We start from the raw sequence: 26,731 nt of genomic DNA on the forward strand, positions 1-26,731 counted from the left end.
GCCGGCCGGTATCAGTCAGCGGCGTTAAGGAGCAGGGATTTGCTGACCTGAGCCGGGGCGAAATGGCAGGTAAACGTACTGCCGTGGCCGGGCACGCTACTGATTTCCATCCGTGCGCGGTGGCGCAACAGCACGTGTTTGACGATAGCTAGCCCGAGGCCGGTACCGCCGGTATTGGAGTTGCGGCTGGAGTCGACTCGATAGAAACGTTCGGTCAGGCGCGGCAGGTGCTTGCTGTCGATACCGATGCCAGAGTCCTGCACGCTCAAGTGTGCACCCTGTTCGTCGCCCCACCAGCGAATGCGGATCTTGCCTTCGGCCGGGGTGTATTTCACTGCGTTGAACACCAGGTTCGAAAATGCACTGCGTAGTTCCGCTTCACTGCCCTTGAGCAGAATCTGCGGGTCGGCTTCGAGCGTGATGTGCTGGTTTTTGTGGCCGGACAGCTGCTTTGCGTCACTTTTGATCGATTGCAGCAAGCCGTCGATAGCCACCGGCGCGTTGTCCGAGGGGTAATCCGTGGCCTCCAGCTTTGCCAGCAACAGCAGGTCATTGAGCAAAGTCTGCATACGCCCCCCTTGCTGTTGCATCTGCTGCAAGGCACGGGACCAGCGCGGGTTCACTTCTTCGACGTTATCCAGCAGCGTTTCCAGATAGCCGCAGATCACTGTCAGCGGCGTGCGCAGTTCGTGGGAGACATTGGCGATGAAGTCTTTGCGCATCTGCTCCAGCTGATGAATACGCGTGACGTCGCGCACCAGCATCAAGTGTTCGTTATTGCCGTAGCGGGTGATGTACAACTGGATGCGCACCCGATCATTAGTTGGCGACGGGATTTCCAGCGGCTCGGCATAACTGTCCTGCTCGAAATATTCCTTGAAGCGTGGATGGCGCACCAGGTTGGTGACTGGCTGGCCGCTGTCCTGTGGAGTCTTGAGGCCCAGCAGGGTTTCGGCGGCGCGGTTCCACCACTCCAGGTTGCCGTCGGTGTCGAGCATGATCACCGCATCCTTGAGTGCTGCTGTGGACTCCTGGACCCGGTCGATCACCGCTTGCAGGCGCCCGCGCACACGTTGGTCGCGGCGTTGCAGGTGGTAGATGCTGTCGAACACTTCACCCCACAGGCCATAGCCGTCGGGTGGAGCCTCATCGGATTTTTGCAGGCGCAGCCACTCGTGCAGGCGCAGCAATTGCTTGAGGGTCCAGGCCAGGTACAGGCCCAGGCCTGCGGCCAGGCTCCAGCCGTAGTAGCCGGTAATCAGGCCGATCACCAGGCAAGCGGTGACCAGCAGAAGCATGTGGCGAATCAGGGTGCCATGCCAGTTTTGATTCACGGAGCGTCCTTAGCGCAGCTTCAAGTTTCAAGCCGCAAGCTTCAAGTAGGGGATCGGCTGTGCTTCTGCTGGCCGCTTGTAGCTTAATGCCTGCCGCTGCTTTTATGCCTTGGTGGAGAACCGGTACCCGGTGCCACGCACGGTTTGTACCAGATTTTCGTAGGCATCGCCGAGGGCTTTGCGCAGGCGACGGATGTGCACGTCGACGGTGCGCTCTTCGACATAGACGTTGCCGCCCCAGACTTGATCCAGCAACTGGCCGCGGGTGTAGGCGCGCTCCTGGTGGGTCATGAAGAATTGCAGCAGGCGATATTCGGTGGGCCCCATCTCGGCTGGCTTGCCGTCGATGGTCACGCGGTGGCTGATCGGGTCCAGCAGCAGGCCACCGACTTCGATCGGCGTCTCGCCATCGGTCGGGCCGGCGCGGCGCAGCACGGCCTTGAGCCGCGCCACCAGCTCGCGAGGGGAGAAAGGTTTAGTGATGTAGTCATCGGCGCCAACCTCAAGACCCTGGATCTTGTTGTCCTCTTCACCTTTGGCGGTAAGCATGATGATCGGGATGTCCCCGGTCAGCTCGTCGCGCTTGAGGCGGCGGGCCAATTCAATGCCGGATGTGCCTGGCAGCATCCAGTCGAGCAGGATCAGGTCCGGCTTACGGTCGACGATGATGGCATGGGCCTGCTGGGAGTTCTCAGCCTCCAGGCAGTCGTAGCCGGCCATTTCCAACGCCACGGCGATCATTTCGCGAATGGGCGCTTCGTCGTCGACGATCAGAATGCTCCTGCCAACCATGCCTAAATCCTCTTGTCATTTAACTGTCTTGCGCCGCATTAGATAACGGAATTATTGCAGTCGTGTGACAGTATTTTAGTCGCCCGGCGATTGCGGGGATACTGAACTAAGCTCTAGGTCCGAATCCTGACAACCACAAAAGGAAGGTTTCCATGAAGCACATCGCGCAATCCTGGAAGGCTCTAATAGTTACTGTGGCGCTAACGCTGCCGACAATGGCCTTCGCCGCAGGCCCGGGCATGGTTAAAGATGGCATGTTGACCGATCACAAAGGCATGACGTTGTACACCTTCGATAACGACACGGGCGGCAAATCGGCCTGTACCGGCCAGTGCGCAGAAAACTGGCCGCCGCTGAAAGCCCCTGCCGATGAGAAGGCTGAAGGCAAATGGACCATCATTCAGCGTGACGATGGCACGATGCAATGGGCGTTCGATGGCAAGCCGCTGTACTACTTTGTGCAAGACAAGAAGCCAGGAGACATGACTGGCGACAAGAAAATGGACAAGTGGCACGTCCTTCAAGGCCCGAAAATGTAACCTGGTGCCGCGATCCTGTGGCGAGTGAGCTTGCTCGCGCTCGAGTGCGTAGCGCTCGTAAAATGGGGGCTGCTTCGCAGCCCCGCGGGAGTAAACTCTCTCGCCACAGTTCTCAGTAGCGTCAAACAATCACTCGCCATCAGCGCAACGCGTAATCCAGCACGATCCCCACAAAAATTGCCAAACCGGCCCAGTGGTTGTGCAGGAACGCCTCGAAGCAACGCATCCGGTCCTTATCTCGGGTGTACCAGAACTCCCAGGCAAAACAGCCCGCCGCCGCCAGCAATCCCAGGTGGAACCAGCCGCCCAACTCGAATTTCGACCCGGCCAGTAGCAGGCAGCCCAACGCCAGGCACTGCAGCGTCAGGATGATTGCCCGGTCCGCCTCGCCAAACAGAATAGCAGTGGATTTCACGCCGATCTTCAGGTCGTCATCACGATCAGTCATGGCGTAGTAGGTGTCATAACCCACGGTCCACAGCAGATTGGCGATCCACAGCAGCCAGGCCGCTGCCGGCAAATCGCCGGTTTCGGCGGTGAACGCCATCGGCATCCCCCAGGAAAACGCCGCACCCAGCACCACTTGCGGGTAATAGGTGTAACGCTTCATGAACGGATAGGTAAAGGCCAGCGCCAAGCCGCCCAACGATAGCCAGATAGTCGGTGCATTGGTGCACAGCACCAGTAGAAAACTCAGGCCCATCAGCAGCGCAAAGAACACCAGCGCCTCTTTGGAGCTGATCCTGCCGGCGGCCAACGGGCGTTGTGCGGTGCGTTTGACGTGGCCATCGACCTTGCGATCCGCCCAGTCGTTGATCACGCAACCACCCGCCCGCGTCAGCACCACCCCGAGGACAAAAATCACGATGTTGGCCAGCGACGGCGAGCCCTTGCCGGCTATCCACAACGCCCACAGGGTCGGCCACAGCAGCAGATATATGCCAATGGGCTTGTCCATGCGGGTCAGCTGAATGAAATCCCAGGCCCTCGGATTCAGGCGGTTCAGGGACTTGAGCAGGCTCTGGTACATCAGCAGTTCTCCGGATTGGCGCGGGCGGCGGTCCACAGGGTCGGCAGGAAAATCTCGGCCACCAGCACGCTCAGGGCCTCTCGGTCGAAGCGCGAGCGTCGGCCCCATAAATGTGCTGCCCGGCAATCCACAGGCAGCCATTGCTCAGGATAGTGACAAACTTCGATGGCACGGCGCTCAAACGCCTGGTCACAAAACAGCAACTCACCCAGGGAGCGGCTGCCCAGTTCGTCCATGTGCAATCCATCGCCCTGCAACGCACTGCGCGACGCCACGCTGCGGGCAAACACCCAGGCCTCGCCGTGTCCGCGCAAATACACCTCGCGCACCCAGCCTTCGCTGCCTGCGGCCAGGTCCAGCGCGGCGCATTCATCGGCGCGCAGCATTTGCCAGCCTTCGAACAGCGGCGTAACGCTGAAACCGTCATTCGACAGGCGGGTCAGGCGACGGGTCAAGGAGCCTTCGTCGAACAGCCAGTCCAGGGAAAATGCATCGGGGAGGGAAGCGAGCTGGCTTTGAGGGAGCCAGAGCGGGGCCGGGAGAGGGGTAATAGAGTGCGGCACAGTGAGTCATTATTGGCAGCAAATGAGGTGGCGAGCTTACCATGTCGGTCGACGATTTTGATTGATCGGGTAGGCCGCTGAGTCGAACAGGCTTGCATCTGCCGGGCTCGATCAGTACAAAACGCCCTGAGCCGGATGGCAGTGCGGCAACTATCGACCGTTCGTGCCGGCAAAAGCCTGAAACCTGAGGAAATACCTGAATGAAAAAGTGGCAATGTGTGGTCTGCGGCCTGATCTATAACGAAGCCGACGGCTGGCCGGACGACGGCATTGCGCCGGGCACCCTGTGGCAGGATGTGCCGGAAGACTGGCTGTGCCCGGACTGCGGTGTGGGCAAGATGGATTTCGAAATGATCGAAATCAACTAAGACATTAAAGGAGTAAAGAATGAACGCACCTGTCGTGATCGTAGGCACCGGGCTGGCTGGTTACAACCTGGCCCGGGAGTTTCGCAAACTCGATGGCGAAACCCCGCTGCTGCTGATTACTGCAGATGACGGACGTTCCTACTCCAAGCCAATGCTCTCCACCGGCTTTGGCAAAAACAAGGACGCCGATGGCCTGAGCATGTCCGAACCGGGCGCCATGGCCGAGCAGTTAAAGGCAGAAGTACGCACCCATACGCGCATCAGCGGCATCGACCCAGGCCATAAGCGCCTGTGGATCGGCGAAGAATCGGTGATCTACCGCGATTTGGTGCTGGCCTGGGGCGCAGAAACGGTGCGCGTGCCCATCGAAGGCGATGCGGCGGACTGTGTGTTCCCGATCAACGACCTGGAAGAATACGCGCGCTTTCGTGCGGCAGCTGCCGGTAAGCGCCGGGTATTGCTGCTGGGCGCCGGGTTGATTGGCTGCGAATTTGCCAACGACTTGATGCTCGGTGGCTACGAGGTGCAACTGGTCGCCCCCTGTGAACAGGTCATGCCTGCCTTGCTGCATCCGGCCGCCGCCGCGGCGGTTCAGGCCGGCCTGGAAAGCCTCGGCGCACGCTTTCACCTCGGTCCTGTGCTCAACCGCTTGCAACGCGTGGCGGATGGGCTGGAAGCGCACCTGTCCGATGGCCAGGTGATTCCCTGCGACCTGGTGGTCTCGGCCATCGGCTTGCGCCCGCGCATCGACCTGGCCGCCGCTGCCGGCGTGCAGGTCAATCGGGGCGTCGTGGTCAACCGTCATCTGCAGACCTCGCACGCCAATATCTACGCCCTGGGCGACTGTGCCGAGGTCGATGGGCTGAATCTGCTGTATGTAATGCCCCTCATGAACTGTGCGAGGGCGCTGGCGCAGACCCTCGCCGGCAACCCGACAACGGTGAACTACGGCGCGATGCCGATCACCGTCAAAACACCCGTCTGCCCACTGGTCGTTTCCCCGCCACCGCGTGGTGTGGAAGGCGTCTGGACCGTGGAAGGGCAGGGCGCAGACATCAAGGCACTGTGCCGCGATGCCAGCGGCAAACTGCTCGGTTACGCCCTCACCGGTGCGGCAGTCATGGAAAAACTGGCACTGAACAAAGAGCTTCCCGCACTGCTGGCGTAAATACTGGTCGTTCTGTCGGAATCACCCCGCTTTTGCCCCCACAAACGTCGCGCCGAGACTGGCGCGGCACCCCGCTGCGTGCCATTCTCACTCCCGTCTGCCGCAGAGTAGAGCACCTGCGGCGCTTTTGGCGCTGTTCCAACGAGAACAGCACGGACATAACAACAAAAAACCGTCAAAGGGGCTTCACTAATGCGTAAACCAGACCTCGCCGCCGCAATCGCTGAAAAAGCAGATCTCACCAAAGAGCAGGCCAACCGCGTCCTCAACGCCGTTCTCGAAGAAATCACCGGGGCCCTGCACCGCAAGGACAGCGTCACGCTGGTGGGCTTCGGCACCTTCCTGCAACGCCACCGCGGCGCCCGCACCGGCAAAAACCCGCAAACCGGTGAGCCCGTCAAAATCAAGGCCAGTAACACTGTTGCGTTCAAGCCGGGCAAGTCGTTGAAGGACAGTGTTAATCCGTAATCCGCTTCCTGATCCCGCATAGCGGGGGTGCGGAATAAAGAATGGGTACGCCAACCTGGTTGGGTGCCCATTCGGGTTTTTCTTGTCGCGCATGAGTTGTAGGGACGTCCCGCTCGAAATGTCTTCAGTGCTGCTTGGGCAAGCGATTTGGCCGAAACGCGAACCGCCGATTTGAATTGGCGGAGTAGCGAGAACCGCAGCGGTCTCAGAGGTCGGGAAAACTGTAGGGTTGAAGTTCGGCGATTTGGGACAGAATTGTAAGGTGCACCACTGCGTCTAATTTTTCCAGATGATCGAGGGTTTCCGGGCCGCCGAGCATCAGTGCGGGGACAAAGCCGTACATCTCGTCGTGGCGGAGAACACCGAGCTTCTTCTTGGCAGGTTGAAACAGATCGTCAAAATCGTTGTACTCAATTTCTGCCGATAAAAGGAAATTTTTTAGTTCCTGGTCCATGTCGTCCGCCGTGATCGCATAGTCTTCGACAACACAACGAGCAATGCAGGTGTCAATTTTAAGTGAGAAACCTGTTTTTTCTCCCCATAAGTACAAGTCGCCGAAGGCACTTCGAGCAATCAGGTGGTAGGTGTCACGTTCCTCAAATTCCGTCCCCTCCAACCAAGACGCTACCACCCCTTCGTACTCTTGCGGATTAACAATCCAGAAGATCCCCTCGCCGTATCCGCACCAGCCGTGTTCAGCCCAGTATTGCAGCAACAAATTCGGCACCTTTCCTTTGTAGCGCTCGATACTGGAAAGAGGTACTTCCCTTCGGTCGATCGGGGCGCCAAATGTTTTTGAAAATTCAGCAAAAACTTCATCCATGCGATGTTTCCTTATCGGCTAGGTTTTGAGCATTTGTGAAACGGCATTAGGCATTTTGTCGTTTCCTTAGAGGTCGGGAAAATTGTAGGGCCGAAGTTCAGCGATTTGCGATAATATTGTCAGATGCTCTACAGCTTTTACTTTATCCAGATGATCTAAAGTGTCGGGGCCACCGAATATTAGTGCTGGGACGAAGCCGTACATTTCGTCGTGGCGTAGGGTGCCGAGTTTTTTCTTTGCGGGTTTGAACATGTCACCGTAGTTGTTTGTACTAATTTCCCGCGTCAACATAAAATTTCGCAATCCCTTGTCCATCTGTTCACCAATAAAGATGGATTTATGCGTTGTATAGCGGGATAGAATGCTGGTGATTTTGAGAGACGCTCCAGACTGTTCGCCCCATAGGTATAAGTCGCCAAAGGCGCTGCGTGCAATCAAGTGATAACTGTCGAGCGTTTCAAATTCTGTGCATTCAAGCCAAGAGGCTACAACACCCTCGTACTCCTGAGGATTCACTATCCAAAAAATGCCGTCTCCGTAACCGCTCCAGCCGTGTTCATCCCAATACTCCAAAAGCTGATCGGGCAGCTTACCTCTGTAGCGGTCGATACTTGATGGGGGCACTTCCTCCCGACCAATAGGTCCGCCAAATTTTTCTATGAATCTAGCGAATACTTTGTCCATGCGATTGTTACATGATTCAGTATTGGATAAACCGGTTGGACGACCTCAGTCGTCCGAGAAACTGTAAGGCTGAAGCTCGGCGATTTGCGATAATATCGTCAGATGTTCTACCGCTTTTACTTTCTCCAAGTGATTGAGGGTGTCCGGGCCACCGAGCATTAGTGCGGGGACGAAGCCGTACATTTCGTCGTGGCACAGGGTGCCGAGTTTTTTCTTGGCGGGTTTGAATAGGTCGCCGTAGTCGTTTAAATCTGCGTCGATTGACAGTAGAAAGGATTGAAATCCCTTGTTCATCTGATCGCCAGTGTATATTGACTCGTGTACAGCATATCGGGAAAGTTGACTTGTAATATACAAGGATGCTCCCGTTCTTTCCCCCCATAAGTACAAATTGCCAAAAGCACCACGGCCAATTAAGTGATAAGTGTCAGCGGGTTGCAAGTTTGTTTCTTCAAGCCAAGATGCTACTACTCCCTCATATTCCTGAGGATTAACTGTCCAAAATACCCCGTCGCCATATCCGCTCCAGCCGTGCTCAGACCAGTAGTCCAATAATTGGCTTGGTAACTTTCCTTTATATCGCTCAATACTTGAGGGCGGAACTTCCATGCGGGCGAATGGCTCACCGACTTTTTCTATAAATCTGGCAAAAACTCTGTCCATTAAATTTTCCTTTAACTCAGCATTTATGAAGTTTTACATTGAGGAAGGTCGAGTCCCGTTCTGATTTTGGAACGTTCTCAGCAGCGACTTTCAAATTGGCTATCTTGTTTTTCCATTGTGGTCCGATACTTGAGTTAACCTGTCTGTCACCAAAATCAGCGATGGCATCTCTGCCGCCAGCGATCAAATCTGGATTATGCAGCCCTGCGAGACTTGCCATGATTTCCTTCGCTTTTTTTATCGCGGCCGCATCAGCATCGAGTATATCCATGGTCCGTGAAAATTCTTGGCTAAATCGGTTTTCCAAAGTCGCTTTTAAAAATTTGCGAGCATCAACTGCAGCCGCAGGACTTCGTTTGACAGGATTGGCAATATTTTCCAAGTATTCCCCAACCGTGAGCAGATTGAGGCCATCTTCCTGTCCCTGCAATTGTCGCTTGAACTCTCCGATTTTAGACGCTGGCATTTTGTCTGCCTTGAAACACTCGACTTTATGAAGCGGCATGGCGTTCGGTTTGTCACGTGCGCCATCTTTTTCTTTGCCTGAAGGGCGGTTTCCTGGTGGCGAGGGCTCTTGGTGGCCTAGCGCTCCTTTACTTGGTCCTGAGGTTTGCAGGTCGGCTCGGTTTTTCAGAGCATCCTCATGCTTCAGCATCCACGCGCCCAGCCTCGCACCCTTGGGACTTGCTCGCATTTCCTGAGCGAGGACGCTGGCGTTTCCTCTGCCACGGGTGATGTGAGCGACGATGGCTCCCAGCAGCAGGACAACTACCTCCACATGCCCTTGAGCGATGTGATGCGAGGCTCTGCCTTGGGCGGACGGGTCGTCATGGCTGAACGGGCTTAGGCCATCTTCGCCGCGCGGGCCTTCCCAGGCGATGTCGATGCCGGTCAGGTAGTACTCGCCAATGCGTGGCAAGCCTTCGACGAAAAATTCGGCGATGGACGTCAGGCCGAGGATTCCCAGTATCCATGTACTGACCTGCAGACCCATCGCGGCGCCAGCGGCTCCCATGGGGATGGCGCCAGCCCCTCCAAGAAACGCGCCGGCGGCCGCTCCGATTGTTCCTCCGGTCAGTACGCTGCCGGCAACGATCATTGCCATTTGGCTGACAGTGTCGATCAGCTCATTGAGGATGCTAGAGATGTCGAGGTCGGAGAAGCGTTGCCTCAATAAGTGGCCGGCCTCCCACTCGGCATGGATGAACGCTGTCCGGACGCTGTTGATACGGCGGATGTTGAGCGCGAGGGATGGCACTTGTTGGTTGAAGTGCGTGCGGTAGCTGGCTCCCCCTTGGTAGCCCATCTGGTGCGATATACGCTCTTCTATCTCGTGCCACGTGGGCACGATGTTCCATAAGAACATTCGAGAGTCTCCCTGACAATTCGCTTGCTGGTGGACCTGTTACTTGCGGTGTCCAATGCCGAAGTACGCTAGCAAGTTATTGAAAGGGGATATGTAGGACGTTTCGCTTTGTAAAGTAGGAAGTTTCCTTTATTTGTTATTTGTCATGGTGCGGGAATACTGACTATAACTTCCGTGATACGAGCTGATGTTTTACCTGGAATAGTAGAAGCAACTTGGCTCCTACTATGGCCCGATCTATTTTATGTAGTGGCTGGTTGCTGGGGTGGAGTTGGTAAGTCGATGTGATCCAGCGCTCGCTCTACCAGAAGATGCACGCCGTCGGCCATTCTGCTGATTGCCAGCGAGACTGAGCGACTTCGGCCTTCTACGTGATCGGCGAGGTCTGCGGCGATGGCGCTGATGGATAGCAGGTCTTCGAAGGCGTTGGCCAAGAGGGATTCTGTGTGGATGTCGGGGGATACGGTGAAGAGTTGGCCGTTGCGGATTGTGGATCTGGGGGGATTTGGTATTGGTTTGATCATGGTTCTAACTCCGTAATGAAGGAGCCTGCACCAGTTCGCTTGCACTTCGAAAAAGGTGGCGGCTGCGTATAGGTGTGCAAGACCGGTGGAGTTAAACCGGCAGACCCGAAGTTCTCCCATACACAGCAGCCATAACGATCCGCGAGCATAGGAAAATGCTCGATGAATTGCCATAACCGATTGTGCGCTCCACCGGACTTGCACGTCCGTGTCACCGGTTTTTAGGTGACGGCCAAAGGTTATCGACGAATGCAATAAGTGGGTAGTTCAAGGACGGCACTGCGTATTGCAGGAAATTTCCGAAAGGGTTGAGGGGATTAAGATCAAAAGATCGCAGCCTTCGGCAGCTCCTACAGGGGTATCTGACTTCAGATTGTCGTTGGTGACTTGGTAGTCATTGGCGTCAAAAACAATGGCATCTTCCGCTAACGCTACGTGATGGTGGCGTTCCTGTGCGGAGTCGCTACACTGCGCCGGCCGTTCATTTTTCTCTTGAGGCTGTGCGCATGAAATTTCGTTTTCTGCTGTGGATGCTGGGTTTATTGATGGCTAAGGCCAGTAGGAAAAATCCTGCGTTTCAACAGCAATTGGGTGACAAGGATCTGGTCTTTCAGCTACAGACTCTGGACGGCAAAGTGGCACGGCACTTTCGGGTGAAGGATCAGCGGATTACCAGCAAGTCCGGTGTTTACGCCGAGCCGGCATTCGCGATTGCGTTTAAAGACCCCGCGTACGGCTTCGCCACGATGCAGGCAAAGAACAAGCAGTTGGCGTTCATGACGGGGATTCAGGACAAGTCGATCCAGATCAAGGGCAACCCGGCGCTGGTGATCTGGTTCCAGGGGTTGACCAAGTATTTGAAACCGAAGAAAGCGAAGCCTAAGTCTTGAGTTTTTCTAGGCGGTTTGCAGAGATCGCGAGCACGTTAGCCTCTTCAGTCACCTGACTCAGGAGTCGGCGGGTCTGGATACTGCCCCCTGTATGTATTATAGATCTGCTGGACTTCTGGGTCGTCAAGGCTCTCATACGTGATGCCTTCCTTGTCCAGACCATCCAGCCCTTTGATGCCGCCGATGGTTGCTGGCCACTCGTTACGGCTGGATATTTCGACTACGAACGGTTTCAGGTAATTATCAAGATATGCTCCGCGAGGCTCCCTGATTTCATCACTGAGTGCCCGAAGGTAGTCGTCTTTATTAGTCTTTGACCAGTCGAGGGCGAATTTGGCCCTGTAGCAGAGCTCCATGAAGACTATGAGGATCGTGCGTCTGTTGCCGTCCAGGAAAGGGTGTGCAAAAGCTAGCTGGCCCATCACTCGCCCAGGACGGTCTCGAAAATATGCTTTGTCTGCCGCCAACTTAAGCGCGTAGTCGACCGACATCTTGATGGAGTTCGGGTGCTCGAAAACAGTGGTTCGGGGATCGTCGCGAGAGCCCTTGAACACTGCCAGATGAGGTACAAGCTCATTTCGATCTTTCCCCGCCCAGTGGTAAAAGCCGGAGAATAGGATTTCATGGACTTTGAGGACGGCCTTGTAGTCGATTGGCTGCTTTTCAGCCAAATAGACCAAGGCATCCTCGATACTCGATTCGAACGAAAGATGCTCTGATTCTTTTACTTCAGTGGGGTCTTTCAATTGCAGCGAATTTTGCAGATATCCTGCAGTTTCGAAGTCGCCGAATGGATCAAATGTCATGCGCTGCGTTTCTTTGAGCGCCTTTCCTGAAGGTAGCGTCCTTGAAGGGCCAAGATCTCAGACTTGCTTAGGATGCCTTTTTTCTTGAGATTGACGAGCAACTGCTCGACGCTATCGAGCCTGACGACATCGCCAGCCAAACGGGTGATGTTCGCGGCCATACGGCTCATGTTGTCAGGGGCAGCAGTGACATCGTGGTCCTTCGCAAGCTTGCGCACCTGACTTGCGACACTGACAGCGGCTGTTTGGGTCATCGGAAAGCCCTCTCTTAACAGTCAAATCGTAGCAGCGCGCATGCGCCCTGTCTTTGCTGGCTCGTTGAGTAGAAGAGTGGATTGGCTTCATCGCGGTCAATCCCCACAGGATTGAAATCATCCCCTGTGGGAGCAAAGCTTGCTCGCGATCGCTTTCAGGGCTGACCGAATTGCGAAGCCAATTCGCGCAACAACACTTCCGCATCCAGCACTTTGCTGGTCACGTCATTGGCCTTCTCGCGGCTCAAACCCAGGCGCTCCAGCAGGGCGTCCGGTATGTCTTCGACCGGGCCTGAGCCAATGCCGCGGCTGCGCAGCAGGCGCACGGCCAGGCACACCAAGTTCGGGTACTCGGCGTAGACGCCGTCGTAGCTTGGGTCATGCTGGAAGCGCAGGGCGGTGGCGAGTTCGTCGGGCATGTCCCAGTAGCGCATCAGCCAGGCGCCGATCTGCTCGCGGCTGATGCCCAGCAGGTGTTGCTCGATGTAGCTGTGGCACAGGTGCGGGTTGACTTCCAGGTGGCGGCAGATCAGCGAGAAGTGCGGCGGGAATACGTGCGCCAGCAGCAGATAGCCGAAGTTGTGTAGCAGGCCGGCCAGATAGGTCAGGCCGGCTTCCGGGCGCTGGGCGCGGGGCATGGCGCGGGTCAGGCCTTCGATGACGGCAGCGGTGTAGATAGATTGTTGCCAATAGGGTGTTGTGTGTTGCGGGTGGTCTTTGGGCAGGCTCAAGGTTTTACCCAGGGCCAGGCCAAGCGCGAGGTTGATCACCAGGTCGAACCCCAGCACCCGCACGATTGCGTCTTCCACTGAGCGAATTTTGCCCGGCGAGGCGTAGTACGGTGACGCTGCCCAGCTGACGACTTGGGCGGCCAGGGCCGGGTCGGTCTCTACGACACTGGTGATGTCATCGATGGTGGCGTTGGGGTCGACCCGCAATTTGATGATTTTTTGTGCAGTCGAGGCCAGTGGCGGGATCTCGATGGTGGCTTCCAGTCGTTGCTGGATGCGTCTAGCTGTGAAGGCCTGGACGGCCTGGGTGATTTCCTCGCGGTCGTCGTCCGGACGGTCGAGGTTCGGGCGGATGCTGGTCAGCGCTTCACCGAAGCGAGCGGCGCTGGCCTTGCTCAGCAAGATCTTGAAATCGTCGCAGGCGATTTCCAGTAGCACGCCTGGTACGCCCGAGTTGATCAGCAACTTGGGTTCGCGCAGCAGGCTGTCTTCGTAAAGGCACGGTGCAGTGGTCAGCGCAGGCAGGCCCGGCAACAGGCTCAGGTTGTGTTTGCCGAGCATGCGCTCCAGGCGATCAGGCGAAACCGCGGCGAGGCGGCGGCCGGTAAGCTCAGCGAGGCGATTGAGGTCCAGCAGCTGGCTTTGCGGGAACAGCACCATGAGCGAGCCAACGGCGTCGTCCAGCAGCACTGCCTGCACTTTGCGCGCAGCATTCAAGCCGTGGTGGTCGAGGACTTCATCAAAGGCAATGTCCAGCTTGCCCAGCAGCAGCCGAACTGCAGACGGAGCGTGCGGGGTTTCGGGAGCGAGGGCAGCGTCGGTCATGGTTTGGATCCGTTCTCAAACAGTTGCAAGAGTATAACCATCATGTTTAACACGGTGGTCCGGAAACTGCGACGGTGCTCACACTTGGCCGTATTGCTGCCCATGCCGTAGCCAGCGGTCGAGCAGCGGGCTGACGTGATCCGGCCAACGCTCAAGCAACGCCTGCGCCGCGTCGCGCACGGCTGGGAGCAGGTCGGCATCGCGCATCAAATCAGCGACCTTGAACTGCAGCAGGCCGGTCTGGCGGGTGCCGAGCATTTCACCGGGGCCGCGCAGCTCCAGATCTTTTTCGGCAATGACAAAACCGTCGTTGGTTTCGCGCATGATGCCCAGGCGCTGGCGGCCGATCTGCGACAGCGGCGGATGATAAAGCAGCACGCAGTGGCTGGCGGCGCTGCCTCGGCCTACTCGACCGCGCAACTGATGGAGTTGTGCGAGGCCCAGACGTTCGGGGTTTTCGATGATCATCAGGCTGGCGTTTGGCACGTCGACGCCCACTTCAATCACTGTGGTCGCCACGAGCAACTGCAAGTTGCCGGCCTTGAATTCGGCCATGACCGCCGCTTTTTCCGCAGGCTTCATGCGGCCGTGGATCAGCCCGACCTTGAGCTCGCCGAGGGCGGCGGTGAGGTCTTCATAAGTGGTTTCGGCGGCCTGGCAAGTCAGCTCTTCCGATTCCTCGATCAGGGTGCAGACCCAATAGGCCTGGCGACCTTCGGCGCAGGCACCACGCACCCGCTCGATCACTTCAACGCGCCGGGTGTCAGTGATCAACACAGTGTTTACCGGAGTGCGCCCGGGCGGCAGTTCGTCTAGGATCGAGGTATCAAGGTCGGCGTAGGCGCTCATGGCCAAAGTGCGCGGGATCGGCGTGGCGGTCATGATCAGCTGGTGCGGGCACATGCGCCCGCCGACGCCTTTCTGCCGCAGCGCCAGGCGTTGCTGCACGCCGAAGCGATGCTGTTCGTCGATGATTACCAGTGCCAGGTTCTTGAACTGCACTTCTTCCTGAAACAGCGCGTGCGTGCCCACGACCATGGGGGTGCCGCTGGCGATCTGCTCCAGCGCGGCCACGCGGTTTTTGCCCTTGAGCTTGCCGGCCAGCCACGCCACCTCGATGCCCAGCGGTTCGAGCCAGCGTTTGAAGGTGATGAAGTGTTGCTCGGCGAGTATCTCGGTGGGCGCCATCAGTGCGACCTGATAACCAGCTTCCAGTGCTTGCAAGGCAGCCAGGGCTGCGACCACGGTTTTACCCGCGCCCACATCGCCCTGGATCAGACGCAGCATGGGCTCGTGCTGGCAGAGGTCGTAGGCGATTTCATTGCCGACCCGTTGCTGGGCGCCGGTCGGTGCGAAGCCGAGATTGGCCAGGTACTTGGCTGGCAGTTTTGTAGCCTTGGGCATAGCCGGTGCGCGCAGTGAGCGCATGCTCTCGCGCAGGCGTTGCTGGGACAGTTGATGGGTCAGCAGTTCTTCGAAGGCCAGCCGGTGCTGGGCCCAGTGATGACCGAGGGCGAGTTCGTCGACATCGGCATCGGCGGGCGGGTGATGCAAGTAGCGGATGGCGTCGGCCAGCGGGGCGAGTTGATAGTCCCGGGCCAGTTCGGTCGGCAGCCAGTCGGGCAGGCTGCTGGGCCCCAGTAGCGTCAGGGTCTGCATGCACAGTTGACGCAGGCGCTGCTGGGTCAGGCCTTCGGTGAGCGGGTAGACCGGGGTCAGGGTTTCATCCACCGGCGGCGGTTCATCACCAGTGATGGCGCGATATTCCGGGTGGTAGATCTCCAGCCCCGACGCCCCGGGCCGCGCTTCGCCGTAGCAGCGGATCCGCGTGCCGCGCTTGAGACCTTCTTTCTGGGCGTTGCTGAAATGGTAGAAGCGCAGGCTGAGCCCGCCCGTTCCATCCTGCAGGCGCACGACCAGGCTGCGGCGGCGGCCCATGACCACATCGGCACCGCTGACGGTGCCTTCGATTACTGCGTCCTGACCCGGTCGCAAGTGGCCGATCGGGACGACGCGAGTACGGTCCTGATAACGCAGCGGCAGGTGAAACAGCACGTCCTGGAGGTTCTCCAGGCCAACCTTGGCCAGCTTCTCGGCCATGGCTTCGCCGACACCCTTGAGTGCTGTCACCGACACTTGCGACAACTCGGTCATGGCAGCGGCTTAGCCGGCAACGACCGGCGCTGGCGGCTTGGCTACCGAGCACAGGCGAATCGAGTCAGCGAGGATTTCAATTGCTTTGGGGCGCGGGAAGCTGGCGCGCCAGGCGATGGCCACCGTGCGGAAAGGCACGGGTGGCGTCAGTGGGCGCACTTCAAGTACGCCGGGAGCGTAGTGATGACTGTCCACGGCCGAGAGCGGCAGGATTGAAATACCCAGGCCGGAGGCGACCATATGGCGGATGGTTTCCAGGGAGCTGGACTCCACGGTGGTGTGCTTGGCGCCGTCCTTGCCGTTGCCCAGGGTCGGGCAGGCTTCCAGCACCTGGTCGCGGAAGCAGTGACCTTCGCCAAGCAGTAGCAGGCTCTTGTCGTTAAGCAGGTCGGCGTCGATGGATTCTTTTTGCGTCCACGGGTGCTGGGCCGGCATCAGGACGTAGAACGGCTCGTCGTAGAGTTGCAGGGTCAGCACGTCGGCTTCGTTGAACGGCAGAGCGATGATGATCGCGTCGAGCTCACCATTGCGCAGCTTGTCCCGCAGGATATGGGTAAAGTTTTCTTCGATATACAACGGCATCTGCGGGGCGACCCGGTGCAGTTGTGGAATCAGGTGTGGGAACAGGTACGGGCCGACGGTGTAGATGGCGCCAACTTTTAGTGGTGCAGTCAGCTGGTTCTTGCCAGCCTGGGCCAGTTCACGGATGCCTTGTGCCTGCTCCAGCACTTTCTGCGCCTGGGCGACAATGCCTTCGCCGACGGGCGTCAGGCGCACGGCGCTTTTGCTGCGCTCGAAAATCAGCACACCGAGTTCGTCTTCAAGCTTTTTCACGCCCACCGACAGGGTCGGTTGACTGACGTGGCAACGCTCGGCCGCATGGCCGAAGTGCTGCTCTTGGGCGAGGGTAACGATGTAGCGTAATTCTGTGAGGGTCATAGCGGGCGTCCATGAAGTTGCGCGCCAAGCATACCGGCTGCAATCGATAGACGCACGTTATGTAGGAGCGAGCTTGCTCGCGAAAAACCTGAGACCGCTGTGGGGTGTCAGTCTTCAAGCGTTATCGTTCGATTCCATCGCGAGCCAGCTCGCTCCTACAAAGGTTCGGCGGTGTTTAACGGCGGCGTTTTTCCAGGGAGTAGACAAAAGGTGCGTAGAGTTCGATCGGGCCGTTTTTCACCATGTCGGCGGGTGGCTTGGGTAGCGGTTGGGCGCGGCGGATCATTTCCAGGGTGGCGCGATCCAGGTCGGCATTGCCTGAAGCACCCACCAGTTCGAACGACAACACATTGCCTTCAGCATCTACCACGAACCGCAGGCGGTTAACGCCGGTCTTGCCCCTGGCCTGAGCGCTGGCCGGGTACTTTTTGTACTTGGCCAGGTGAGCGAGCAGGGTGTTTTGCCAACTGGCCTTGGCCGCTTGCTGTGCCGGCGATGGGCCAGGTGCTGGTTGGGCGGATTTCTCCGTGGGTGCCTGGGTCGGTTGAGTGTCGGCCGGTTTTTCCTCGGAAGGCTTCTCCTTCGGCGGCTCCGGTTTTTTCTCCACAGGCTTGGGCGGTTGCGGCTTGGGCCTGGGCTTTACCGGCTTGGGTACGGCTATCTCGGCCTTTGGCGCTTCAGCCAGTTTCGGGATCGGCAGTTCTTCAACCGGTGCCGGTGGTTGTGGCGGCGTTATCACCTTCGGCGGGGCCGGTGGCGGCGGGGCAGGGGCTGGCGCCAGCTCGACCACCATTGCCTGCGGCGGCAATTCGATCGGGGGGCGGGAGGTCCAGTTCAGAGCCAGCGCGATGGCCAGCGCGTGCACGCCCAGCACTACGGCCAGGCTCCCGCTGTAACGCGTCAGCTTATGGCGCGTCGTGATCATTTTTTGGCTGCCGTCTCAAGTCCGACCAGACCCACCTTCAGGTAACCGGCAGCGCGCAGGGCATCCATCACGCTCATCAAGTCGCCGTAGTCCACGCCCTTGTCGGCCTGGAAGAAGATTGTCGTGTCTTTTTTACCCAGGGTCCTGGCATCCAGAGTGGCGCCCAGTGTTTCGGCCTTCACTTCGTCTTCGCCAAGGAACAGACGTTGATCAGCCTTCACGCTGAGGAACACTGGTTTTTCCGGCCGCGGCGCCGGTTTGGCGCTGGAGGCAGGCAGGTCGACCTTGATGTCGACGGTAGCCAATGGAGCGGCCACCATGAAGATGATCAGCAACACCAGCATTACGTCGATAAACGGCGTGACGTTGATTTCGTGGTTCTCGGCCAGATCGTCGTCCGCGCCTTCTTTCAAATGCAAGCCCATGCTGATTACCCTACTTTGACCACGTGGGGTTGAGCGGTGCGCTCGGTGGTCGGCAGGTGATCGAGGTCGCGGCTGACCAGCAGCAGGACTTCAGCCGAGGCATCGGAGACTTGTGCCTTGTAACCGGCGATGGAGCGGGCGAAGACGTTGTAGATAACGACTGCCGGAATCGCTGCCACCAGGCCCAGTGCCGTGGCCAGCAGGGCTTCGGCGATGCCGGGTGCCACTACCGCAAGGTTGGTGGTCTGGGTTTTAGCGATACCGATGAAGCTGTTCATGATGCCCCATACGGTGCCGAACAGGCCGACGAATGGCGCGGTGGAACCGATAGTAGCGAGCACGCCGGTACCGCTGCTCATGTTGCGGCCGCAGGCCGCGACCAGGCGCTCAAGGCGAAATGCGACGCGCTCCTTGATGCCTTCTTTTTCGCGGCTGTTGACCGAGAGGCGCATCTCTTCCAGTGCGTCATGCACCAGTACATTGGCGAGGGTGCCTGGCTTGGTCGCCGTGGCGCTGGCTTCCCTGAGGGTGGTGGCCTTTTTCAGGTGGATGATTTCGCTGCGCAGACGACGCTTGGCGCCCATCAGCTCGAAACCCTTGGCGATCCAGATGGTCCAGGTGATTATCGAAGCGATGGCCAGGCCGATCATCACGATTTTCACGATGATGTCGGCGTTCTGGTACATGCCCCATGGCGACAGGTCGTGGGCCATGCCCAGGGTATTGTCGGCTTCGAGCACTTCAGGAGCGTCTGCGGCTGTGGCGTCTACTGCCTGGGCCGGGTCAGTGGCGGCGGGCGTGGTGGCTGGGGTAGCGGGGGCCGGCGCGGCTGCAGGTGCCTCGGCGGCGGCTGGGCTTGCAGGTGCTTGGGCGTCGGCGAAAGCGGCATTCGGTGCCAGTATTATGCTGAGCAGGAGGGCGGCCATTGCGCTCCATGCGCGAGGTCGTTTGGTTGGCGAAGCGGGGAATTGATTGCGTGTCATGCTGGCCGGACCTGAGAGAAAAAGACGGTAAATGTTCTTCCAGACCTCGCAAGGCCGAGAACAAAAGTGGCATGCATTATTGCAAATAATTCTTGTTAGCAGAAGTAATAGAGTATCTTTTTTCCGGCATGACTAGCCGCTCGTCCTCTGCCGACGATAGTCTGTGCCTTTGCCAGAGGAGTTTTCTGATGTCCGCGCCTTCTGTTTTGATTGCCGGTTGCGGCGATGTAGGTAGCCGTCTGGCCACGCAGTTACTGGCTCGCGGCTGGGAAGTTCATGGCCTGCGTCGGGATATTTCGCGATTGCCGGAGGGTGTGATTGGCGTGGCCGGCGACTTGTTTAATGAAGACTGCCCGGCGACCTGGCCGATCGGAGCGGTGGATTACCTGGTGTATTGCGCCGCAGCTACTGATCACGATGAAGCGGGTTACCGCGCCGCTTATGTGCAGGGTTTACAGAATGTACTGAGTTGGTTGGGCGACTACGGGCAGGTGCCTGATCGACTGCTGTTTGTTTCCAGTAGCAGCGTTTATGGTCAGCAGGGCGGTGAGTGGGTCGACGAAACGTCGCCGACCGTGGCTGGCGGTTATTCCGGCCGGCTGATGCTGGAGGCCGAGCAAGTGGCGCTCCAGAGCGGCATCCCCGCCAGCATCGTGCGCCTGACCGGTATCTATGGGCCGGGGCGTGAGTGGCTGCTGACTCAGGTTCGTCGCGGCTATCGTGTGGCGATCGACCCACCGTTGTACGGCAACCGCATCCACGCGGACGATGCGGCGGGGTTGCTGGCTTTTCTGCTGGAGAAGGATCAGCAGGGGGCGGTGCTCGATGACATCTATATCGGTGTCGATGATGCGCCTGCGCCACTGGCTGAGGTGGTGGGCTGGTTGCGCGAATATCTGGGCGTGACCGAATGGGCTGACGATGCGAGCGTGCGTCGGGCGGGGAGCAAGCAGTGCAGTAATGCGCGAGCGAAGGCCTTGGGCTGGGAGCCGAAGTACCCCAGTTATCGGGAAGGGTATGCAGCGATTCTTGAGGGCCACTGCTGACTTTGTGGGAGCCGGCTTGCTGGCGAATGCGGTGAACCAGGCAATAGATTCATTGGCTGGACGGACGCTATCGCCAGCAAGCCGTCTCCTACAGGAACCGCGTTGGGTTACTGCTTCTCCAGCAACCACCTGCGCTCGCCGGGGGTGAACTGAGGCATTTCGTCCTCCCGGGCGGTGTTGGTGGCCTGGAAGATCTCCATTTCTTTGCCCTTGCGCGCAAAAATCCAGGTGTTGCCCTGGCCATTCTGTTGCAACCACATATTGTCGTTGCCGCCACTCATCGACGCACAATCGCCCGCCAGGCAAAGGGCGTAGCGGTCGGCGCCGGGCAGGCCGGCAACCTGGCCATCAGCCTGGAACTGCACGGTATTACCTTCACCGGGGCCAGTGACGACTTGCCAGCTGCCACCCATGTAGGCCGTATACAACGCACGCTCGAAACTGGCGCCCAGCGGTGCGCCTTCCGGCACGGGGATCACCGCGCGATCAAAGACCTGCTCGGGTTCATTGTCGCTGGCGGCTTGGCTCAGTTGCTTGCCGTCGCGCTTGAGTTCGCTGGCGGAACTGCCATAAAAGTCGACTTTCCAGGCGCCGGACTCTTCCCCTAGCAACTTGCCGTCGACGTTTTCGAAACCGTTGGTGTAGCGAGCCTGTGCGGCCTTGGTATTGACGTCCCATTCCAGATTCGGGCCATAAGCCTGAAGCGCTTCACGCAATGGGGTGCCTTTGGCGGCTGCATCGATTGCCACCTGATTGATCCAGGTGCCGCTGATGTCGCGATCGGCAGGGTTGCTGGCACATCCGCCCAAGAACAGGGCGACCAGCGAGAGGGCTAGCGCATGGCGCATGGTGGAATCCTTTCAGAACGCTATCTTTACGACATCAGCGGCGCAGCCTTGAGGGGCTGCGCCAGATGCATTACTCGATGACCAGAATGGCATCCATTTCAACCTGCGAACCCTTTGGCAGGGCTGCTACGCCGATGGCGGCGCGGGCAGGGTAAGGCTGGTCAAAGTACTTGCCCATGATCTCGTTGACCTTGGCGAAGTGGCTCAAGTCGGTGAGGAAGATGTTCAATTTGACGATGTCCTTGAACGAACCACCGGCTGCTTCGGCCACCGCTTTGAGGTTCTCGAACACCTGGACGGTCTGGGCTTCGAAGCCTTCAACCAGTTCCATGGTTTTTGGGTCCAGAGGAATTTGACCCGACATGTAAACGGTGTTGCCAGCCTTGATCGCCTGGGAGTAAGTACCGATGGCGGCCGGGGCCTTGTCGCTGGTGATAACAGTCTTGGTCATGAATGACTCCTTGTAATGGTGGACTTAGGCGCGCATGCGGGTGATGCGAATCACCCCAGTCAGTGCGCGCAGTTTCTTGATCACGCGGGCCAGGTGTACGCGGTCGTGCACGCTGACCACCAGTTGGACAACGCTGATGCGACCATCGCGTTCGTCCATGCTGATTTTTTCGATATTGCCGTCGGCCGCGTTGACACTGCTGGCCAGCAGGGCGATCAAGCCACGCTGGTGTTCCAGTTCGACGCGAAGTTCGACGTTGAATTCGCCGGTGACATCCTTGGCCCAAGAGAGCTGGATGCATTTTTCCGGGTTGTGGCGGATTTCGCTGATGTTGCGACAGTTGTCCAGGTGCACGACCATGCCCTTGCCTGCGGACAGGTGGCCAACAATCGGGTCGCCCGGGATCGGTGTGCAGCACTTGGCGTAGCTGAGCACCAGGCCTTCAGTGCCGCGAATCGCCAGTGGACCTTCAGCGCTCGGCAGTTGTTCGCCCTCGCCCAGCAAGCGGCGGGCGACCACATACGCCATGCGATTACCCAGGCCAATGTCTTCGAGCAGGTCTTCGATCAGTTCGAGGCGGTACTCGGCGAGCATCGCCTTGACGCGCTCGGCCGGGACTTTTTCCAGGGAGCTGTCGAAACCGTTGAGGACCTTGTTCAGCAGGCGTTCGCCGAGGCTGATGGATTCGGAGCGGCGTTGCAGTTTCAGTGCATGGCGGATGTGGGTTCGCGCCTTGCCGGTGACCACGAAGTTGAGCCACGCCGGGTTCGGTCGTGCGCCGGGGGCGCTGACGATCTCGACCGTGGAGCCGCTTTGCAGCGGTTCAGACAGCGGCGCGAGTCGGCGATTGATCCGGCAGGCAATGCAGCTGTTACCCACGTCGGTGTGCACCGCGTAAGCGAAGTCGACCGCCGTGGAGCCTTTGGGCAGCTCCATGATCCGGCCTTTGGGCGTAAACACGTAAACCTCGTCCGGGAACAGGTCGATCTTCACGCTTTCGATGAATTCCAGCGAGTTGCCAGCACGTTGCTGCATCTCCAGCACGCCTTTGACCCACTGGCGGGCGCGAGCGTGCGTGCCTTTGGGCTGTTCGTCGCCACTGGATTTGTACAGCCAATGGGCAGCGATGCCGTTGTTGGCCATCTCTTCCATTTCGCGGGTGCGAATCTGGATCTCGATCGGAACACCGTGCATGCCGAACAGCGTGGTGTGCAGCGACTGATAGCCGTTGGCCTTGGGGATCGCGATGTAGTCCTTGAAGCGTCCAGGCAGCGGTTTGTACAAATTGTGAACAGCGCCCAGCACGCGGTAGCAGGTATCGACCTTGTCGACGATGATCCGGAACGCATAGACGTCCATGATCTCGTTGAAGGCCCGACGCTTGCCGCGCATTTTCTTGTAGATGCCGTAGAGGTGTTTCTGACGGCCGCTGACTTCGCCCTGAATCTCGTCGATCGCCAGGCAATGGCTAAGCGACTCTTCGATCTTGTTGACGATTTCCTTGCGGTTGCCCCGGGCGCGCTTGACCGCCTGGTAGATCCGCGCAGAACGCATCGGGTGCATTGCCTTGAAGCCGAGGTCTTCGAATTCTATGCGAATGGCGTGCATGCCCAGCCGATTGGCAATGGGTGCATAGATTTCCAGGGTTTCCTTGGCGATGCGCCGGCGTTTTTCGCCGGACAGCACTTCCAGCGTGCGCATGTTGTGCAAGCGGTCGGCCAGCTTGACCAGGATCACACGGATGTCCCGGGCCATGGCCATGGCCATTTTCTGGAAGTTTTCCGCTTGGGCTTCAGCTTTGGTCTCGAAGTTCATCTGGGTCAGTTTGCTGACCCCGTCGACCAGTTCGGCCACGGTTTCGCCGAACTGCGCTTGCAGGGCTTCTTTGGCAATACCGGTGTCTTCGATCACGTCATGCAGCATGGCCGCCATCAGGCTCTGATGGTCCATATGCATGTCGGCAAGAATATTCGCCACCGCGAGGGGATGCGTGACGTACGCCTCGCCACTGCGGCGGCGCTGGCCGTCGTGGGCTTGTTCGGCGTAGAAGTACGCTCGGCGGACCAGGTTAACCTGGTCCTTGCCGAGGTAGGTCGATAAGCGATCGGCGAGGGCGTCTATGCTCGGCATGATGACTCCTGCCGCTCGCTGTGACCCCGCGCCGTGCTACGTCGACCAGGCATAGGCTTAGACGGCCTCGTTGGACTCGTCCTCGAACGCTGCGAACAGCGGTTCGTCTTCGACGATTTCAGCATTGGCGATGAACTCGTAGCTCATCAGGCCTTCTGCGATTTCGCGCAGGGCTACAACGGTAGGCTTGTCGTTTTCCCACTGGACCAGTGGCTCTTTGCCGCCGGTGGCCAGTTGACGGGCACGCTTGGTGGACAGCATGACCAGCTCAAAGCGGTTTTCCACGTGGTTCAGGCAGTCTTCAACGGTTACGCGGGCCATGGTATTCCTCGGAGCGAATGCAATATGCGCGCTGCCCGGTTGGGCGAGCGGACTCAACAGTTTAAAAAATCACCAGCGTTTAGGGAAGCGCTGATTTTTTGACCATGCCCTTCAACGCGCTGCAAGTGCCAATGTAAAGCCCCCGCAGCGGTTTTGGGAAGAGCTGTTTAACCGAGCAATTCGGCCAAAAGTTTTCCATTGCGCTGCTGCTGACGCTTCTGATGCAGTTGGTTGGCACGAAAAATCGCTTTCAGATCGTCCAGCGCATGGGCGAAATTGTCGTTAATGATCAGGTAGTCGTAGTCGACGTAGTGGCTCATCTCGCTGACGGCTTCACGCATCCGGCCATCAATGATCTCGTCACTGTCCTGGCCGCGATTGGTCAGGCGCTGGTGCAAGGCCTGCAGGGATGGCGGCAGGATGAATATCGAGCGTGCCTGGGGCATCAGCTTGCGCACCTGCTCGGCGCCTTGCCAGTCGATCTCCAGGATCAGGTCGTGACCCGCGTCCAGGGTTTGCTGCAGATGGCTCTGGGAGGTGCCGTAGAGATTGCCGAACACTTCCGCGCGCTCCAGAAAGTCACCATGTTCGCCCATCTTCACGAATGCTTCGCGCGAGACAAAGTGATAGTTCACGCCGTCGACTTCACCCGGGCGCATGGCGCGTGTGGTGTGGGAGACGGAGACGCGGATTTCCTGGTCGGCGTCGGTGAGAGCCTTGACCAGGCTGCTCTTGCCCGCGCCCGAAGGGGCGGAAATGATGTACAGGGTGCCGGTGCTGTGGGTCATGTCAGGGATAGCCTTACTCAATATTCTGCACTTGTTCGCGCATCTGCTCGATCAACACTTTGAGGTTGACCGCAGCCTGCGTGCTGCGCGGGTCGAAGGCCTTGGAGCCTAGTGTGTTGGCCTCGCGGTTGAGCTCCTGCATCAGGAAGTCCAGGCGCCGACCGGCCGCGCCACCGGATTTGAGTACCCGGCGAACTTCGATGATGTGGGTGCTCAGGCGGTCCAGTTCTTCGGCGACGTCGCTTTTCTGGGCGAGCATGACCATTTCCTGCTCCAGGCGCTGCGGGTCCATCTCGGCTTTCATGTCGGCAAAGCGATCGAGGACTTTCTGGCGCTGGGTGGCGAGCATCTGCGGGACCAGTTCGTGCAAGGTCACCACGTCGCCTTCAATCGCGCTCAGGCGATCGTTGATCAATCGGGCCAGTTCCGCTCCTTCGCGCTCACGCCCGGCCTTGAGTTCTTTGAGGCCTTCGTTGAACAGCGCTAGTGCCTCGGCATTCAAAGCTTGCGGGTCGGTCGCATCGCCCACCAGCACGCCGGGCCAGGCCAGGACTTCCAGCGGGTTGAGCGCTGCGGGATTCTTGATCAGGCCGGCGATGGTCTCGGCGGCTGCAACCAGTTGTGCGGCTCGCTCACGATCCACTTGCAGGGGTTTATCGGTGTTCTCTTCGGTGAAGCGCAGGGTGCACTCCAGCTTGCCCCGGGACAGGCCCTGGCGCAGCGCTTCGCGGACCGCGCCTTCGAGGTCGCGTAATGACTCAGGCAGGCGCAGATGCGGTTCCAGGTAGCGGCTGTTGACCGAGCGCAGCTCCCAGCTCAGGGTGCCCTGGGTGCCGGCTTTTTCGACGCGGGCGAAAGCGGTCATGCTGTGCACCATGGAGGTACCTCGCAATGCAGATCCCAGCGTTAACCAAGACCCGCTATCTATGAATTTAAGCCGACAGGCAGCAAAGGCGCAGGATTGTAGCGCAGTGGGGCGGATGCGCCCAAACACACGGCGTGACAAAGAGCTGCAGGCCGTCGGTAAAGCGCTGCTCCAAGCGCCAGCCAGACCCTCAATCGTCGGGCAGATTTTTTAGAAGTGCCCACTCCCGGCGCGCGGCTCTATAATGCTCGGCAGATTTCCGTCCCCAGTACAGGTATTCCCTATGAAACGTCCAAGTGGTCGCGCTGCCGATCAGCTCCGCTCGATCCGCATTACTCGCAACTACACCAAGCACGCCGAGGGTTCTGTGCTGGTCGAGTTTGGTGATACCAAGGTCATCTGCACCGTCAGCGTCGAAAACGGCGTGCCGCGCTTCCTCAAGGGCCAGGGTCAAGGCTGGCTGACTGCCGAGTACGGCATGCTGCCACGGGCTACTGGCGAGCGTAACCAGCGTGAAGCGAGCCGCGGTAAACAAGGCGGCCGCACCCTGGAAATCCAGCGCCTGATCGGTCGCTCACTGCGTGCTTCGCTGGACATGTCCAAGCTGGGCGACGTGACCCTGTACGTCGATTGCGACGTAATCCAGGCTGACGGCGGCACCCGCACTGCGTCCATTACCGGTGCCATGGTCGCGCTGGTCGATGCCCTGAAAGTGATCAAGAAACGCGGCGGCCTGAAAGGCGGCGACCCGCTCAAGCAGATGATCGCTGCCGTATCGGTTGGCATGTACCAGGGCGAGCCTGTGCTCGACCTCGATTACCTGGAAGACTCGGCTGCCGAGACCGACCTGAACGTGGTGATGACCAGCACCGGTGGCTTCATCGAGGTGCAGGGCACTGCTGAAGGCGCGCCATTCCAGCCAGAAGAGTTGAACGCTATGCTGGAACTGGCGAAGAAAGGCATGGCCGAAATCTTCGAACTGCAGAAAGCTGCATTGGCCGACTGATCGGCCCCGTTCCCAGCAAGGA

30 protein-coding genes are annotated in these 26,731 nt (G+C 58.7%); 7 read left to right on the plus strand and 23 right to left on the minus strand.

Annotated elements, in window-relative coordinates:
- Positions 1-11 precede the first annotated feature (11 nt).
- Together phoR and phoB are read right to left on the minus strand one after the other, a co-directional pair.
- Entirely contained in the window at positions 12-1,334 is a 1,323-nt protein-coding gene (gene phoR, locus L9059_RS07685) for a phosphate regulon sensor histidine kinase PhoR (protein ID WP_345894277.1), read from the minus strand.
- A 102-nt stretch (positions 1,335-1,436) separates the two neighbouring features.
- On the minus strand, positions 1,437-2,126 hold the full coding sequence (phoB, locus tag L9059_RS07690) for a phosphate regulon transcriptional regulator PhoB (protein ID WP_008150066.1): 690 nt from the start codon (positions 2,124-2,126) through the stop codon (positions 1,437-1,439).
- 152 nt (positions 2,127-2,278) lie between these two features.
- Between phoB and L9059_RS07695 the strand changes: the two genes are divergently transcribed.
- The gene (locus L9059_RS07695; protein ID WP_247289765.1) at positions 2,279-2,665 is read left to right on the plus strand and encodes a COG4315 family predicted lipoprotein; all 387 of its coding nucleotides are present in this window, start codon (positions 2,279-2,281) and stop codon (positions 2,663-2,665) included.
- Between the two features lie 139 nt (positions 2,666-2,804).
- Here L9059_RS07695 and ubiA read toward each other — a convergent pair whose 3' ends face one another.
- Both ubiA and L9059_RS07705 read right to left on the minus strand, forming a co-directional pair.
- Positions 2,805-3,695, minus strand: coding sequence for a 4-hydroxybenzoate octaprenyltransferase (ubiA, locus tag L9059_RS07700; RefSeq protein ID WP_247289767.1), 891 nt, complete (start codon positions 3,693-3,695; stop codon positions 2,805-2,807).
- Positions 3,695-4,258 carry a chorismate--pyruvate lyase family protein gene (locus L9059_RS07705; protein ID WP_247289769.1) on the minus strand — a complete coding sequence of 188 codons (564 nt, stop codon included), beginning with the start codon at positions 4,256-4,258 and terminating at the stop codon, positions 3,695-3,697. Before L9059_RS07705 ends, ubiA begins: the two co-directional genes overlap by 1 nt.
- Before the next feature lie 200 nt (positions 4,259-4,458).
- Here L9059_RS07705 and L9059_RS07710 point away from each other — a divergent pair, with 200 nt between their 5' ends.
- From L9059_RS07710 to L9059_RS07720, 3 genes are all read left to right on the plus strand, one after another.
- Positions 4,459-4,626 carry a rubredoxin gene (locus L9059_RS07710; RefSeq protein WP_007954349.1) on the plus strand — a complete coding sequence of 56 codons (168 nt, stop codon included), beginning with the start codon at positions 4,459-4,461 and terminating at the stop codon, positions 4,624-4,626.
- Positions 4,627-4,645: 19 nt separating this feature from the next.
- Entirely contained in the window at positions 4,646-5,794 is a 1,149-nt protein-coding gene (locus L9059_RS07715; protein WP_247289771.1) for an NAD(P)/FAD-dependent oxidoreductase, read from the plus strand.
- 192 nt (positions 5,795-5,986) lie between these two features.
- Complete coding sequence (locus tag L9059_RS07720) at positions 5,987-6,262, plus strand: HU family DNA-binding protein (RefSeq protein ID WP_003195589.1); 276 nt, start codon at positions 5,987-5,989, stop codon at positions 6,260-6,262.
- Between the two features lie 205 nt (positions 6,263-6,467).
- On the opposite strand, the gene L9059_RS07725 is transcribed toward L9059_RS07720, so the two are convergent.
- The 5 genes from L9059_RS07725 to L9059_RS07745 form a co-directional block, all read right to left on the minus strand.
- Positions 6,468-7,085 (minus strand): GAD-like domain-containing protein, encoded by a 618-nt coding sequence (locus tag L9059_RS07725; protein WP_247289773.1) that lies wholly within the window; start codon positions 7,083-7,085, stop codon positions 6,468-6,470.
- A gap of 66 nt (positions 7,086-7,151) precedes the next feature.
- Positions 7,152-7,769: a GAD-like domain-containing protein gene (locus tag L9059_RS07730; RefSeq protein WP_247289775.1), complete on the minus strand. Its 618-nt coding sequence runs from the start codon at positions 7,767-7,769 to the stop codon at positions 7,152-7,154.
- Between the two features lie 45 nt (positions 7,770-7,814).
- The gene (locus L9059_RS07735; RefSeq protein WP_247289777.1) at positions 7,815-8,432 is read right to left on the minus strand and encodes a GAD-like domain-containing protein; all 618 of its coding nucleotides are present in this window, start codon (positions 8,430-8,432) and stop codon (positions 7,815-7,817) included.
- Positions 8,433-8,448: 16 nt separating this feature from the next.
- A complete protein-coding gene (locus L9059_RS07740) occupies positions 8,449-9,798 on the minus strand; it encodes a DUF6861 domain-containing protein (protein ID WP_247289779.1) in 1,350 nt (449 codons plus the stop codon).
- A gap of 242 nt (positions 9,799-10,040) precedes the next feature.
- Positions 10,041-10,322: a DUF6124 family protein gene (locus L9059_RS07745; protein ID WP_247289781.1), complete on the minus strand. Its 282-nt coding sequence runs from the start codon at positions 10,320-10,322 to the stop codon at positions 10,041-10,043.
- 506 nt (positions 10,323-10,828) lie between these two features.
- On the opposite strand from L9059_RS07745, the gene L9059_RS07750 reads away from it, so the two are divergent.
- The gene (locus L9059_RS07750) at positions 10,829-11,212 is read left to right on the plus strand and encodes a helicase (protein ID WP_247289782.1); all 384 of its coding nucleotides are present in this window, start codon (positions 10,829-10,831) and stop codon (positions 11,210-11,212) included.
- A 44-nt stretch (positions 11,213-11,256) separates the two neighbouring features.
- Here the strand turns inward: L9059_RS07750 and L9059_RS07755 are convergent, their stop codons facing one another.
- From L9059_RS07755 to exbB, 8 genes are all read right to left on the minus strand, one after another.
- Positions 11,257-12,018 carry a Fic/DOC family protein gene (locus L9059_RS07755; protein WP_247289783.1) on the minus strand — a complete coding sequence of 254 codons (762 nt, stop codon included), beginning with the start codon at positions 12,016-12,018 and terminating at the stop codon, positions 11,257-11,259.
- Positions 12,015-12,272: a hypothetical protein gene (locus tag L9059_RS07760; RefSeq protein WP_247289784.1), complete on the minus strand. Its 258-nt coding sequence runs from the start codon at positions 12,270-12,272 to the stop codon at positions 12,015-12,017. The genes L9059_RS07755 and L9059_RS07760 overlap by 4 nt, the downstream gene beginning before the upstream one ends.
- Positions 12,273-12,427: 155 nt before the next feature.
- Positions 12,428-13,828, minus strand: a complete 1,401-nt coding sequence (locus L9059_RS07765) for an aminoacyl-tRNA deacylase and HDOD domain-containing protein (RefSeq protein WP_247289785.1) — start codon at positions 13,826-13,828, stop codon at positions 12,428-12,430.
- Between the two features lie 78 nt (positions 13,829-13,906).
- On the minus strand, positions 13,907-15,982 hold the full coding sequence (gene recG, locus L9059_RS07770; protein WP_247289786.1) for an ATP-dependent DNA helicase RecG: 2,076 nt from the start codon (positions 15,980-15,982) through the stop codon (positions 13,907-13,909).
- Between the two features lie 9 nt (positions 15,983-15,991).
- On the minus strand, positions 15,992-16,921 hold the full coding sequence (locus L9059_RS07775) for a hydrogen peroxide-inducible genes activator (RefSeq protein WP_247289787.1): 930 nt from the start codon (positions 16,919-16,921) through the stop codon (positions 15,992-15,994).
- Between the two features lie 175 nt (positions 16,922-17,096).
- A complete protein-coding gene (locus L9059_RS07780; protein WP_247289788.1) occupies positions 17,097-17,846 on the minus strand; it encodes an energy transducer TonB family protein in 750 nt (249 codons plus the stop codon).
- Positions 17,843-18,271 carry a TonB system transport protein ExbD gene (gene exbD / locus L9059_RS07785; RefSeq protein ID WP_247289789.1) on the minus strand — a complete coding sequence of 143 codons (429 nt, stop codon included), beginning with the start codon at positions 18,269-18,271 and terminating at the stop codon, positions 17,843-17,845. Before exbD ends, L9059_RS07780 begins: the two co-directional genes overlap by 4 nt.
- 5 nt (positions 18,272-18,276) lie before the next feature.
- A complete protein-coding gene (gene exbB, locus L9059_RS07790; RefSeq protein WP_247289791.1) occupies positions 18,277-19,254 on the minus strand; it encodes a tonB-system energizer ExbB in 978 nt (325 codons plus the stop codon).
- A gap of 188 nt (positions 19,255-19,442) precedes the next feature.
- Between exbB and L9059_RS07795 the strand changes: the two genes are divergently transcribed.
- Positions 19,443-20,300, plus strand: coding sequence for an SDR family oxidoreductase (locus tag L9059_RS07795; RefSeq protein WP_247289793.1), 858 nt, complete (start codon positions 19,443-19,445; stop codon positions 20,298-20,300).
- Positions 20,301-20,407: 107 nt separating this feature from the next.
- Here L9059_RS07795 and L9059_RS07800 read toward each other — a convergent pair whose 3' ends face one another.
- From L9059_RS07800 to L9059_RS07825, 6 genes are all read right to left on the minus strand, one after another.
- Positions 20,408-21,148: a putative periplasmic lipoprotein gene (locus tag L9059_RS07800; protein ID WP_247289794.1), complete on the minus strand. Its 741-nt coding sequence runs from the start codon at positions 21,146-21,148 to the stop codon at positions 20,408-20,410.
- A 70-nt stretch (positions 21,149-21,218) separates the two neighbouring features.
- Positions 21,219-21,599: a RidA family protein gene (locus tag L9059_RS07805; protein ID WP_003229509.1), complete on the minus strand. Its 381-nt coding sequence runs from the start codon at positions 21,597-21,599 to the stop codon at positions 21,219-21,221.
- 24 nt (positions 21,600-21,623) lie between these two features.
- Entirely contained in the window at positions 21,624-23,729 is a 2,106-nt protein-coding gene (gene spoT / locus L9059_RS07810; RefSeq protein ID WP_247289796.1) for a bifunctional GTP diphosphokinase/guanosine-3',5'-bis pyrophosphate 3'-pyrophosphohydrolase, read from the minus strand.
- A gap of 57 nt (positions 23,730-23,786) precedes the next feature.
- Positions 23,787-24,050, minus strand: a complete 264-nt coding sequence (rpoZ, locus tag L9059_RS07815) for a DNA-directed RNA polymerase subunit omega (RefSeq protein ID WP_007894670.1) — start codon at positions 24,048-24,050, stop codon at positions 23,787-23,789.
- 167 nt (positions 24,051-24,217) lie between these two features.
- On the minus strand, positions 24,218-24,838 hold the full coding sequence (gene gmk, locus L9059_RS07820) for a guanylate kinase (protein ID WP_247289798.1): 621 nt from the start codon (positions 24,836-24,838) through the stop codon (positions 24,218-24,220).
- Positions 24,839-24,851: 13 nt separating this feature from the next.
- Positions 24,852-25,715, minus strand: coding sequence for a YicC/YloC family endoribonuclease (locus tag L9059_RS07825; protein WP_247289799.1), 864 nt, complete (start codon positions 25,713-25,715; stop codon positions 24,852-24,854).
- 271 nt (positions 25,716-25,986) lie between these two features.
- Between L9059_RS07825 and rph the strand changes: the two genes are divergently transcribed.
- The gene (rph, locus tag L9059_RS07830) at positions 25,987-26,709 is read left to right on the plus strand and encodes a ribonuclease PH (protein WP_008150147.1); all 723 of its coding nucleotides are present in this window, start codon (positions 25,987-25,989) and stop codon (positions 26,707-26,709) included.
- The last annotated feature ends 22 nt before the right edge of the window (positions 26,710-26,731 follow it).

The sequence above is a fragment of the Pseudomonas violetae genome (assembly GCF_023072615.1).
Taxonomy (GTDB): Bacteria; Pseudomonadota; Gammaproteobacteria; order Pseudomonadales; family Pseudomonadaceae; genus Aquipseudomonas; species Aquipseudomonas violetae.